The sequence below is a fragment of the Microcoleus sp. B3-A4 genome, assembly GCF_036705385.1.
Lineage (GTDB): Bacteria > Cyanobacteriota > Cyanobacteriia > Cyanobacteriales > Microcoleaceae > Microcoleus.
Genome location: NZ_JAUBUI010000123.1, coordinates 1 through 12,576, shown reverse-complemented (window position 1 = coordinate 12,576; position 12,576 = coordinate 1). Strand labels below are relative to the sequence as shown.

The window sequence follows — 12,576 nt, the reverse complement described above, 5'->3', positions numbered from 1 at the left end:
ACTAATTATTAAATGGAACAGAAAAATAAAAAATAAAGGTAACTTAGTTAATGCAGTTTAGATGTTTGACAGCTTACGCAATTAGTAATAACTATGTTTTTAAGCGCTTTTGTAAATAAGATTTGTATGAAAAACAAGCTGTAATCAATACCTAATATACCTTACGGCTTGTCAAAAAAATACATTTCAACGCGAATGCAACCTGCACAATAAGGTTGACTTAGTTGCATCAAAACCTAACTAATGATGACTGTGCCGATTTTCGATTTTCGATTGGCAGAAGAAGATGCTTCCGAATTCAGGCGTGGGAATAATCCAAAATCCCAAAATCCTGAAAAGGGAACAATTTCCCGGATGGCGGGACGCAAATGCGCTCGTGTTTTCCAAAAGCACCAACATCCACTGCGACAGAGATTAGCTGATGTTGGAAATTCTCTCAAATCTACGGCACAGTCTGTTTTCAATATCCAGTAAAGCAGTAAAGGAGCAATGAAAATGGTATCGACTATTGATGACACCAAGCGCCTTGCGATCGCCACAAAACTGGCAGATATGAAAGCGCTACAAAATCTGCTGATTAGCAACGAGGAGAAATTCATTCAGGATTGTACTGATGATGAGATTCGCAAGCGCCTACAGGATATGCTCGAAGACGATCGCAAAAACCTGGGCGTTCTCGATACTGCGATCGTTCAGTACGGTGTCCAGAGCGAGCTTAAGGAAACAACCCAGAAGCTCGTAGAGGAAGTTGAGAAACTAATGGAAGGCTCTGAGCTAACTTTGTTTGAAAAAGTATTTGAGCAAGAATTGCTCAAGCACAAGCAGACGATGACTGGGCTGCTAATTCACAAAGCTGCTCAAGTTGTTGGTGCTGATATTGAAGTTGCGATCGCTCCTTTAAATGCAGTTAACTTTGAAAACCGCGCTCATCAAGAGCAACTCAAAGGAGTTCTGGAAGTTCTAGGCGTTCGCGAATTGACAGGACAAGAGCCATACCAAGGATTGTGGGGACGGGTTCAAGATGCTGTCGCCGCCTTATCAGGCGTGGCGGGTAGTGTGATAACGCGCACCGATGATGAGATGAGTATCCGCGACCTCCTCCGCATGGATCATACTAAAGCCAATACCTTATTCGCGGAAATTTTAGGTGCTGACGAACCTCAAAAAATTGCAGAGTATTTTGGACAACTCTACAAAGATATAAAAGTTCACGGTACAGCCGAAGAACAAGTTCTCTACCCGGCAATTCGTCCGTATTACGAACACACGCAGGAAATATACGAGCAAACCGATGAAGTGATGGAGATGTTAGATGAAATTAAGCCTTTAGAGCCAGCTTCATCTGAGTTTAAAGGAAGAATTGAGCAGTTAAAAACTGCGACGAGAAATCACATAAATCAAGAAGAACAAGATATATTCACCATAATCAGAGACAACTTCAGCCACGAGCAGCAAAAGCAAATGGCTACCGAGTTCAAAACCGTTAAAAGCCAACTACAAGAGCAAATGGCTGATTCCACTAGCGTAACAGCAAACTAATCAAAAATGAATTGAATAGCTAAGCAAAACTTAGCTAGAGTTTGATTTTTCTAACCATCAACAGAAACGTTTTCATCAAAAATTATTCTCGGAATTTGTGTAATTATGAACAATCCAATGACGTGGAAGTACATATTTCAACTCAAGGCTGCGATCAATTGGATCGAATCTCTGGCTTTGCTCTTTGCCGACCGATGGATTCGCGAGTTGCTTGGTGAGAAACCCCTTACCAATCCTGAGTATTTACAACTGTTTGTCGTGTTGGTATTTGTTATCGGAATTGGCTATTGGTGGGTCAGTCAGGACATCTCCCGCAATCGCGAAATTGTAAAACTTGGGATTTACGCGCAAAGTTCCGTCTTCATTGTGCTAGCTTATCAGACTTTGGTGGGCAATGTTCACCCACTTTATCTAATTCCGGGTGTGATTGACCTGATCTTTGCAATTCTCTTCGGCCTGTTTCTCTACTCCTATGCTCGGACTAAACCGACTTTTGAGTGAGCAGATATAACCCTTAACAAGAAACTTTGTATTGGGGCTTAGAGAGGATTGAATGTTAGAGAAAAACCTTTAGCTTGCTTCGGGAAAAATAAGCCGATTAAGTTTTGAAACTCGGTTAGAACATTTTTGTAATTGGTGCCGGGTATGGAGGATTTCCCACTTCCTAAGCGGCTCCTCGTTATGGTGTCCGTGTGGCGATCGCACAACAGGATTCAGCAACAGCAAGGGGTACTTGTGTCCTCCGATGCTGTATTCCTGAAAAACTGGCGTTGCATAATAGACGGATGAACTATATTCACCCCACACTCCGCAGGTAGCACGATCGTCCGGGATTTTTTTCAAGTGAGATGGCACAGCAGCTCAAGAGAGAAGATAATATTTACGGCAAGGAGCGCCAAAGAATTGGATAATCCACAATCGTTATGGCGTCAGATTGGTAGCTTGACCCCATTAATTGTCAACAAATGAATCGACATGAAACATTGAAACACCCACCGAGCAAGTTGGTTTGGTCGTAGGCTCACCTACTTGATTATCAATGGTTTGTTGAGCCAGATAGAGAGCGTGACGGATGGAACGTTGACCTAAACTATAAACCAGCAAACACAAACCTATAAACACATTGCTATTTCCGGATATGTCTATTATGTTCGTGATGTCAGCCACGGCTAATATGCTGCTCGCATTCACACGGCTGGGGTTGTTCAATGTTGGCAATCGCACGCAATTTTGCCCTCAATTTTTATCGCGATCAGAGCATTCAAAATATGGCTCAACCTTGAGCTTGAGCTGTTTTTAATTTCAACATACTAAAGGCTGCTTGAGAATGAAATGTGCTGGCAACTATTACCTTTGGTACGATGCGCCCTCACTGCTATTAAAGGTAGCTTCTAATAAGGGTTAGTAAGGAGTACCAGCAATGCAGCTTAAACCAATAGACCAACAAGTTGTGGCCGTTGTAGGAGCTTCCAGCGGTATCGGAAGAGAAACCGCTATTCAATTCGCGGCGCGGGGGGCGAAGTTGGTCGTTTCGGCTCGTAGCCAACCAGGATTGGATTCTCTAGTGGATGAAATAAGGCAGATAGGGGGCGAGGCGATCGCTGCGCCTGCAGACGTAGCAGATTTTGAACAGGTAAAATCGATCGCAGACAGAGCCATCCAGCAATACGGGCGGCTTGATACCTGGGTGCATTTAGCAGCCATCAATCTCTACGCGATTTTTGAGCAGACAACGCCACAGGAGTTTAAGCGCGTCATCGATGTGAACCTAATGGGACAGGTACACGGCGCGATGGCGGCACTGCCCCATCTCAAGCGCGAGGGACGAGGATCGCTGCTCCATGTCTCCTCAGTGGAAGCCAAACGTTCGTTCCCATACCACAGCGCTTACGGGGCATCCAAGCATGGGATTGATGGCTTTTTGGAAGCCATGCGACTTGAGTTGATGCACGAGGGTTTGTCCAGCATCAATGTAACCAATGTCATGCCAGCCTCAATGAACACGCCTCTGTTTAACAAATCCCGTTCCAAGATAGGCGTAAAACCCCAAGGGCTACCGCCTATATACCAGCCCGATATAGTAGTGGACGCTATCCTGTACGCGGCTTGCCACCCCACCCGTAACATTATCGCTGGAGGGGCAGGGCGGGCGATGGATCTAATTCAGCGGCTCTCACCCCAATTAATGGATACCTTGCTGCTGCAATTCGGAGCCGGCTTTAAGCTACAGGAAACGAGTGAGCCGAAGTCCAAAGATGCTCCAGATAATTTATTTGAGCCGATCGCCGGCTTCGATCGCGTTGAGGGAGATTTTAGCAAGCAATCACGGGCGAATAGCTATTCCACCTGGCTGGAAACCCATCCCACGGCAAAGTGGAGTGCGATCGCCGTTACAGCGCTGGGAGCCTTCGGGTTAGCCCTGCTGGCAGTGTAAGCCTTCAAGTTGAATAGACTTATTGCAGAAGTGGGAACTTCTTAACAGGGAATAGGAAACAGAAGCGCCTATCCCAAACATTTGCAACAGCTCTAATCTTTATTGACAGCAAAAGGCTCATTCATGACACAAACTCAACCGAGAACAAGCGAGCCCGGGGTTGCCGTCGCGCCAACTTGGACGAGATGACGACCACTTCTTATTCTGCTTGCTATAACTCTCTCGATCGGCTGAGTGTAGGCTACGCGATTAATGCAATTAATAAAGATCGGCCAACACCCCTTCTCCAAACGGATGAGAGACAAAAACAGCTATCGCCTAAAAATCGGGCGGTTGCCGTCACCGACGACTTGCTAACACTGGGGCGTAAGGCGTTTTACTCGGAAACCTTTGGGAATGAAGTCTTTCAAAAGGATGCGGTTGGTGCTCTTGATAGCCCAATTAACCCTGTTACCCTTCAGAATTCTTCAACAAAATTTACCCAACGCCCGGTGAACCCGGTTTAAACCAAACTATCAGGATGTCCGGTTAAAAGAATCACCAATAATCGGAGCACTGATAAATAAAACTGATTTAGAGGATGAAAAATAATGCAATTGAAGCCAATCAATCAGCAAGTTGTTGCCGTCGTTGGGGCTTCCAGCGGCATCGGACGCGAGAGTGCTCTTCAGTTTGCCAAGCGAGGGGCAAAGTTAGTTGTCTCGGCTCGCAGTGACTCGAAACTAGCCTCCCTAGTGGATGAGATTCGGGGCTTCGGTGGTGAGGTAACGGCTGTAGTTGCCGATGTGTCGGTGTTCGAGCAGGTCAAAGCGATCGCAGACCGTACCGTCGAAGTTTATGGGCGACTCGATACGTGGGTACACGTCCCTGCCGTCGGCATTTTTGCCACATTCGACAACACCACACCCGAAGAGTTTAAGCGCGTCATTGATGTGACCTTGATGGGGCAGGTATACGGTGCAATGGCCGCCCTACCCCATCTCAAGCGTGAGGGACGGGGGGCGCTGATCCACATCTCTTCAATGGAAGGCGTGCGAAGTCTCCCTTACCAAAGTGCATACTCCGCGGCCAAGCACGGCATTGAGGGATTCATCGAAGCTATGCGCGTGGAGTTGCAACATGAGAACATACCTGTGAGCGTGACGAGCGTGAAACCAGCGGTCATCAATACACCCTTCTGGAACAATGGCCTCACCAAGCTAGGCGTAAAGCCAGCAGGGATACCGCCCTACTACGACCCCAGGTTGGTAGCTGACGCCATCCTCTACGTTGCTGAACATCCAACCCGTGACTTCTTGGTTGGGGATGCGGCTAGAGCTCTAGATACGCTACAGCGGCTCTCACCCGAACTGGCAGATGCCTTGTTGCTGCTCATCGGCTTCCAGGGTCAACGCAGCAATCAGCCAAAGTCCCCAGAGGATCGAAACAACCTTTACGAACCTGTCCCAAGCGATACCAGAGTTGATGGAGACTATAGCCATATGGTCATACCGAGCGTTACGGACTGGCTGGCTAAGAATCCCGCTCTCCAGTGGGGTGCGATCGCTGGTGTGATGGCTTTAGCTTTGCTGGCAACACAATCCTTCAACCACGAAGAGTGATTTTAGGATGAAATCAGCAACGCCCATACATCAACAAATGTGAGTTAAAAAGTGTTGCCTCATCAATAGGTAGATTTGAACGTTTCTGGGAGGATAGCTAATCACAAATTAGCTTTATCTGTTTTAAACTCAGGGTTTTATGAATGGATGAGGGAACTAACTTATTGGTCTGCCATCTACGACACTGTTGCATAAGTGGTAGATCGATGGTATCCCTCATCTAAAACTTGTTCAAACTGCGGTCACCTTCAACTAATGCCACTTGCCGCGCAAGTATTTGTTTGTTAACAGTGTGGCTAAAGTTGTAATAGATTTTGGATCACAGCTATTAATTTAGCTTTAGTCTCACAATAAAAAGTAAGGAGGCGTCGTTCTGAATAGACGCCTGCCCAGTAGAAGGAGCCGACTCCCTACCCTGAAGCAAGAAGTAAGTTTTAAGTGTACAAGATGTCCATCTTGTCCCTTTCATATCAATCTTATTTAGCAGACGTAAATATGTGGGAAAGCTGGTTCGATTTCATCAAGTCTGCAACAACTCCCGCAACACCTGCTGCGGTCAAGGCTACTCAAAATCAAGCCGAGTTATGGCAGATTTACCTGAAGGGGCTGCAAAAGTTGACTCAGCTTTGGGCATAATCATTACAGCAGTCAGTAGAGAGCGGAACCGGAGCAGTAGGCGGTTACGCTGGAGCATTGATTGAACTCAGCAACCTCTACTGGAATATGTATGAAAAGACATTTGGTAGCGTTCTGCAAAGCCCAAACTTGGGGTACGCTCGTGAGTTCAACAACAAACTGCTTAAAAGTTTTGATGCCGGGATAAACTTTTCTAAGGCAAACTTTGACTATCAGATATTGCTACTTGATGTCTGGCTGAAATCTTCTGAAGGGCTGATGCGAGAGTTAGCTTCTTCTGAAGAAAAGGGCGAAACGGTTCAGAACTGGCAGCAGTTACTCCAAGTTTGGAGTAGCGTATTTGACGAGGTATTTCTACAAACGTTCCGTGCAGAAGAGGCTCTTGAAGTTCGGGGAAATTTTTTGAACTCAGCCATGATCTACAGGCTTTACCAGCAACAGCTCAGGGAAGTGGTTCAGAAGATGTATGACCTGCCAACTAGGGGCGAAGTAGACGAGATTCACCACAGCATTTACGAGCTGCGTAAGGAAATTAAAAGCCTTAGAAAAGCTGTGGCAGAACCTCAGCTAAAAGGTTGAAGTATGAACCATGAAAAATTCGATGACCTGGAAGTACGTATTTTTGAGCAAGGCTGTAATAAATTGGGCTGAATCTGTAGGGTTACTGTTTGGCGACCAATGGATTCGCCAGTTGGTTAATCTTAAACCTCTCGCCAATCCCGAGTATTTACATATATTTATTGTGTTGATATTCATTTTCGGGATTGGCTATTGGTGGGTTGGTAAGGACCTTTCCCGCCAGGATATCGTGAAACTTGGAATCTGCGCCCAATCCTCGGTTTTCCCCGTGCTGGTTTATCACACGGCGATCGGCAATCTTCACCCATTCTATCTAGTTCCGGGTGCGATCGACCTTGTGTTTTCGATTCTCTTCGGTCTGTTTCTCTACTCGTACAATGAGACTAAACCAGCTCTGGAGTGACTATTCGCAATGAATTCAGAATATCAATATGGCAACGACAGAGCTAACCCAAAAACTAATCAAGGGCGTCGAGATTTTCACCCGCCTGCGGGAGGAAGATATTCAGGTCGGGGTGACTCCCAAGGAAGAGGTTTACCGGGAAGATAAGGTACTGCTGTACCGCTTCTCGCCGAAAGTTGAGCATTCGCTAAATATTCCCATCCTCATTGTTTACGCCCTGGTTAATCGTCCCTACATTGTCGATTTACAGGAGGGGCGATCGCTCGTTGCGAATTTGCTAGAGCTTGGTTTGGATGTTTACCTGATTGACTGGGGCTATCCGAGTCGAGGCGATCGCTGGTTAACTCTTGACGACTACATCAATGGCTATATAAATAACTGTGTGGATGTGGTACGCGATCGTCACACATTAGAACAAATCAACCTATTAGGCATTTGTCAGGGGGGAACCTTCAGCCTCTGCTACAGTTCCCTTTACCCAGAAAAGGTGAAAAACCTGATTACGACGGTCACTCCCGTCGATTTTCACGTCAATGAGGGACTCCTCAATGTTTGGGGTGGATGCACTCTGGGATCAAAGGCTGTAGATATCGATTTAATGGTGGATACTCTGGGGAACATTCCCGGCGACTTCCTGAATTTGGAGTTCTTGATGCTGAAGCCTTTTCAGTTAGGAGTTCAGAAGTATATTGACCTTCTGGATAACATCGATTGTGAAAGCAAACTAATCAATTTTCTCCGGATGGAAAAGTGGATTTTTGATAGTCCCGACCAAGCTGGAGAGGCTTACCGACAGTTCATGAAAGATTTCTATCAGGGAAACAAACTGATTCAAGGTCAGGTCGAAATTGGCAACAAGCGAGTTGATCTGGGAAACATCCGCATCCCGATTTTAAACATTTACGCCGAGCAAGATGATCTCGTTCCTCCAGCATCTTCCTTAGCCCTGGAGAAGTACATTGCTAGCGAAGACTATACAGTGCGATCCTTCCCAGTTGGGCACATCGGGATGTACGTCAGCAGTAAAGTGCAGCGAAACCTTCCTCCAACTATTGTCGATTGGCTCAAGGTGCGATCCTAGAAAAACCGATGCTGGTGTTCTGCCTCACCACGATGCTTTTGTTTGCTGCGATCGCCCACTTAGGCGCCTGTAAACGGGTGTTTCATTTTGGCAACTGTGTTCCTTCTACACAACCTAGCTTAACGTTAATATCCATCTAACAGTAGACAAGAACAGAGCTTCATTGGTGCTAGTCTATGAGCATCTATAAAGATAAGCAATCCCATAATTAGGACCTAATTCAACACCCCAAACTCAGCACGGCAGTGGGGTGTTAATTAAAACAAACGTTGAACGGCCAGATTACCTTAGCTAACAAAGAGAGAGGCTGTATGGCTCAAAAAAAGAACGATTCAGAAATCTTGCCGGAGGAGTTTAGTAACGCATCCGCAGATAACGCCTTAATCGAGCCGAAACAAGACCGATTAGGATATGCACCCTTCGCCAAACATCTTGCAGACAGTATTTGCCAAATGAACTTTCCAGAAGGGTTCGTTATTGCAGTTTACGGTTCCTCAGGTTTTGGCAAATCCACACTATTGAACTTTTTAACGTACTATCTCCAGCAAAAGCCAGAGAACGAGCAACCTATTATTGTCCCTTTTAATCCCTGGTTATTTTCTGGGGGTGAAGACATCACAAGGCGCTTTATTGGTCAGTTACAGACTGTTTTGAGCCAATTTAAAGCTGTCCCCAAAGGCATCCTAGGTCGAATAACGAATGTGGCTAAAGCAGTTTCTGAAATTCCTATTCCTTACGCTCAAGCTAGTAAGGCACTTGTAAAATTATTTGACGATAAAGAAAAGGAGACTGCCGACTTAAAAGAAGAAGTCGAAGATACACTAGAAAAGCAGCATCCGCGAATCGTAGTAACCATTGACGATATTGACAGGCTCTCCGCTGAAGAGATTAGTCAATTATTTTATCTTATTAAATCAATTCCCAACTTTACTAACGTTGTCTATTTGCTCGTTTTCGATCCAGAAGTTGTCATCAAAACCCTCGCAGATAAACAACCTTTACCCGGAGACACCTACCTCAATCAGATTGTTCAAGCTTCTTTTGAGTTACCTCTTCCAGATAAGACTTCACTCCGCAAGCTACTTTTTGAAAAACTCAATGGAATACTGGCTGACGCACCAAAACCACTACTCAATCAAAATCGCTGGGGCAATGTTTATTTACAAGGAATAGACCACTTTATTACCACTCCTCGCGACATTGCTCGTCTGACCAACATCTTAACCGTGACATACCCAGCAGTGAAAGGTGGAGTCAACCCAGTTGATTTCATTGCTATTGAGTCCCTGCGGATCTTTTGCCCAAGGATATATGACCTAATCCGCAAAAATCCTAAATTCTTTGCGGGAACTGCGGATGCGAAAGGTTCTCTAATCCCGACCTTGGACGAAATCAAAGATTTTCACGATTCGTGGGTGACTAAGTTGGAAGATGATGAGGATAAAGAACCAGTTAAACGGCTGCTCATGCAGCTTTTTCCTAAGTTAGAAGCCGTTTGGCATAATACCTACTCCCGTGCACAAGATGAGTCCATATGGGGCCAACAATTACGGATTTGTAGCTTAGATATATTTCCCAACTACTTCTGTTTAGTATTAACACAAGATGAATTCTCGGATGCTGAGATAAAAACAATTTTTGCCTTGGCAAAAGATGCAAAGGCATTGGGGGAAAATCTTGTAGAACTTGCTCATCAAAAACGCTCTGATGGCACGACGCAAATTCGGGCATTTCTTGAACGGCTTGAGGATTACCCTGAAAAAGAAATTCCTACCGATTGCATTCCTTCAATTGTGAAAGCTTTGTTTGATGTCGGCGACCAGCTTTTGCCTCCCGAAGACGAACCGCAGGGAATGTTTGATTTTGGCAATGAGATTAGAATTGAACGCCTGATCTCACAACTGTTGCGTCGGATTGACGAACAAGCACGGTTTGAAACCTTGAAAGAGGCAATGTCAAACGGTAACGCCTTATCCATAATTGTGCACGAAGTAGCAGCCTTGGGTCAGGAACAAGGTAAGTATGGAGCCGATGAATCTATCCCCGAAGAGGAATGGCTCCAGAGCGTAGAACACCTTAAAGAACTTGAAGGAATAGCCTTGAAGCGGCTGCGAGATGCTGCACAACAAAACTCCCTACTGCAATCCCCAAAGCTATCTGAAAATTTACACTCTTGGCAAAGTTTGGCAGGAGAAGAGGAAGTCAAGCAATGGGTGGAAAAGATTATTGAGGATGACGAAGGGCTAGTTAATTTCTTGGAGAATTTGCTGCCAAAAGATTTTAGTGAGGATGGGTCGAACGAAACTCAAAAAACAGGCTACAAACTTGACCTTAACTGGCTCGAACCCTATGTCGAACCATCCGCGATCGTTGAGCGAATGAGTAGTCTCGGCGAAACGAGCGAGTTAACAGAAGATCGGAAAAATGCGATCGCCCAATTTATTCAAGAATATGAGATGCACCAGCAGGGACAAGACTCGGATTAGGCAAGGATTTAGGCGGTTGAATAGCAGTGCTAGAGCCTCGATCCGGTAATCAAAATGATGTGGAGGGTACGACGCAACTGACTGGCGGCGAACGTTAGAAACTCATCGTTCAGGGAAGCAACCAGGGCTAGGCCATAAATTTATTGCTATTCCTTTGCTTCAATCAGCTCTATTGGTTGTCTGGCGGGGAATAGGGTGCGTATTAGCTGACCCACAGGCGCAGAACGCGGTTCGCGAACAAATACCAAGGGCAGCAGGGCAAACAGCCGCAGGACGGCTGAGAGAGCAAACGCCATTGGCAAGCCACCAAAATGAGTCAGACTCGCGACAAAGCCACCAACAGTGATTCCGATCGCCCCAGTGATTCCAGGAACTGCCGCCGCAATAGCAAAATAAATCGACTGATTGCGTAGCGGCGCGACCGACATCATCAGATTGCCACTGCACAGGTCGATCGCTGCCCAAGTCCCCCCGGCCACTATATGCAACAAGGGGAACCAGACCCAAAGGAAAAATGGAGTAGTTCCAGCTTCTAGCCACAGTAGAGGCGTCAGAGCCACCAAGATGCCTACCATTATCATCAGCGGGCGATTGCCAATCCGGTCAGCCAGTCTGCCCCAGAACATCAGCATCAGCAAGTTAGCACCCGCTCCCAAGCTGCCATAGAGGGTTACCACGCTGACATCTACGTTGAGATCCCTCAGCAAGTAAAAATTAAAGAAGGGAGCGCTGATGTTAACCGCAAAGCTCCACAAGCCAGAGTAAAACAGAAACCTCAAAAAATTGGCATCCTTGAAGAAGCTAAAAACTGCCCCCCAAGGCGACCCGTGGTCTGCATCCGAATCGGCGGCCTGTAATAGCTGCGGGTTCACATCAGTCATCCGGAAGTGAAAGCCCAGACTGATTATCCCCAGCACGATTCCCAGAACCAAGACCGCACCGAAGCCAGAGAGCGAGCCACCGGGCCACTTCGATACCGCTAGACCCAGCAGCGGCACAGCGATGAGATTGGTTAAGGTCACAACACTATTGCGAAAGCCAAAATACCGCCCCCGCAATCGCTCTGGTACTAACACAGCCATCCAGCTAAAAAAGGAAGCACGGCCCAAAGCTTCCATGATATTAGTCACCCAGATAATTGCCAGTGTCAACACTACCAACTGATCTCCAGCCATACGAGATGAGCCCACCAACCAAATCCCTGGCACAATCAGCAACCACAGCAGCCGCGACGAGCCAAAAATAAACAGGGAATACCAATTGCGGCTGTTCGTGCGGTCTCCCAGATAGGCTCCCAGCGGTTGCAGCAAATTGGTTAGCTGAGGAATGGAGGCGAGCAAACCAATTTCTACTGTACTGGCACCGAGATCCAGCAAGAAATTACTAAGCAAGGCGCCGCCAATGATACTGGAAAAGACTGTAGCGAAGCCTCCTTCGGTAGTTAATGCCTTGAGGCTTGTCCGAATTTCTCGCTTGGAAATTTTTTGAGGCGGCTTTGGAGGAAATACCGTCTCTGATAATGCCCTATTCTCTTGTTCGACTTTTAATACTAAATCTTTCTCGGTGTGTTGAAAATCTTCAACTATTACTCCTTGGAAGTTTAGTAATCCTGTCAGTAGAGGATTCATGAGGGTTTTTGGTAATATCCGCTACATTAACATATGATAAGCAGAAAACCAATGGTCATTTCGTTTTTTGCCACATCCCCACTAGGGTAGATATGTTGAAAAGCTTTTGTAATAAGAGTGTTCCAACGAAAAAATGATCCAAAATTTCACTCACTTCGACAAAAGATTTCAACGAACCATTTAGTCAAA

General features: G+C 46.1%; 13 protein-coding genes and 2 pseudogenes. 12 read left to right on the top strand and 3 right to left on the bottom strand.

The features are described 5' to 3' along the window. Positions 1-243: 243 nt before the first annotated feature. The 3 genes from QUB33_RS27415 to QUB33_RS27405 all read left to right on the top strand — a co-directional run bounded on the left by QUB33_RS27415 (position 244) and on the right by QUB33_RS27405 (position 2,040). Complete coding sequence (locus QUB33_RS27415) at positions 244-474, top strand: hypothetical protein (RefSeq protein ID WP_333357146.1); 231 nt, start codon at positions 244-246, stop codon at positions 472-474. A gap of 21 nt (positions 475-495) precedes the next feature. After that, positions 496-1,539, top strand: a complete 1,044-nt coding sequence (locus tag QUB33_RS27410; protein ID WP_333357143.1) for a hemerythrin domain-containing protein — start codon at positions 496-498, stop codon at positions 1,537-1,539. A gap of 105 nt (positions 1,540-1,644) precedes the next feature. After that, positions 1,645-2,040: a hypothetical protein gene (locus QUB33_RS27405; protein WP_333357140.1), complete on the top strand. Its 396-nt coding sequence runs from the start codon at positions 1,645-1,647 to the stop codon at positions 2,038-2,040. Between the two features lie 69 nt (positions 2,041-2,109). Here QUB33_RS27405 and QUB33_RS27400 read toward each other — a convergent pair whose 3' ends face one another. Continuing rightward, positions 2,110-2,394, bottom strand: coding sequence for a hypothetical protein (locus QUB33_RS27400; protein ID WP_333357136.1), 285 nt, complete (start codon positions 2,392-2,394; stop codon positions 2,110-2,112). A 66-nt stretch (positions 2,395-2,460) separates the two neighbouring features. Further along, positions 2,461-2,655 (bottom strand): annotated as a pseudogene (locus tag QUB33_RS27395) (IS1634 family transposase); the annotation flags it as partial. Between the two features lie 304 nt (positions 2,656-2,959). Between QUB33_RS27395 and QUB33_RS27390 the strand changes: the two are divergent. The 9 genes and pseudogenes from QUB33_RS27390 to QUB33_RS27355 all read left to right on the top strand — a co-directional run bounded on the left by QUB33_RS27390 (position 2,960) and on the right by QUB33_RS27355 (position 10,759). Next, positions 2,960-3,973, top strand: a complete 1,014-nt coding sequence (locus QUB33_RS27390; RefSeq protein ID WP_333357134.1) for an SDR family oxidoreductase — start codon at positions 2,960-2,962, stop codon at positions 3,971-3,973. A 185-nt stretch (positions 3,974-4,158) separates the two neighbouring features. Then, the gene (locus QUB33_RS27385) at positions 4,159-4,479 is read left to right on the top strand and encodes a hypothetical protein (RefSeq protein ID WP_333357131.1); all 321 of its coding nucleotides are present in this window, start codon (positions 4,159-4,161) and stop codon (positions 4,477-4,479) included. 84 nt (positions 4,480-4,563) lie between these two features. Beyond that, entirely contained in the window at positions 4,564-5,574 is a 1,011-nt protein-coding gene (locus QUB33_RS27380; protein ID WP_333357127.1) for an SDR family oxidoreductase, read from the top strand. Positions 5,575-5,769: 195 nt separating this feature from the next. Then, positions 5,770-5,862 carry a zinc ribbon domain-containing protein gene (locus QUB33_RS29745; RefSeq protein WP_445299566.1) on the top strand — a complete coding sequence of 31 codons (93 nt, stop codon included), beginning with the start codon at positions 5,770-5,772 and terminating at the stop codon, positions 5,860-5,862. 159 nt (positions 5,863-6,021) lie between these two features. Continuing rightward, entirely contained in the window at positions 6,022-6,210 is a 189-nt protein-coding gene (locus QUB33_RS27375; RefSeq protein WP_333357124.1) for a hypothetical protein, read from the top strand. Between the two features lie 48 nt (positions 6,211-6,258). Next, a pseudogene (locus QUB33_RS27370) lies at positions 6,259-6,789 on the top strand (poly(R)-hydroxyalkanoic acid synthase subunit PhaE); the annotation flags it as partial. Between the two features lie 10 nt (positions 6,790-6,799). Beyond that, positions 6,800-7,192 carry a hypothetical protein gene (locus QUB33_RS27365; protein WP_333357117.1) on the top strand — a complete coding sequence of 131 codons (393 nt, stop codon included), beginning with the start codon at positions 6,800-6,802 and terminating at the stop codon, positions 7,190-7,192. Between the two features lie 28 nt (positions 7,193-7,220). Continuing rightward, the gene (phaC, locus tag QUB33_RS27360; RefSeq protein ID WP_333357114.1) at positions 7,221-8,273 is read left to right on the top strand and encodes a class III poly(R)-hydroxyalkanoic acid synthase subunit PhaC; all 1,053 of its coding nucleotides are present in this window, start codon (positions 7,221-7,223) and stop codon (positions 8,271-8,273) included. A 311-nt stretch (positions 8,274-8,584) separates the two neighbouring features. Beyond that, complete coding sequence (locus QUB33_RS27355) at positions 8,585-10,759, top strand: P-loop NTPase fold protein (RefSeq protein WP_333357111.1); 2,175 nt, start codon at positions 8,585-8,587, stop codon at positions 10,757-10,759. A 146-nt stretch (positions 10,760-10,905) separates the two neighbouring features. On the opposite strand, the gene QUB33_RS27350 is transcribed toward QUB33_RS27355, so the two are convergent. Continuing rightward, complete coding sequence (locus tag QUB33_RS27350) at positions 10,906-12,387, bottom strand: MFS transporter (RefSeq protein WP_333357108.1); 1,482 nt, start codon at positions 12,385-12,387, stop codon at positions 10,906-10,908. Positions 12,388-12,576 lie beyond the last annotated feature (189 nt).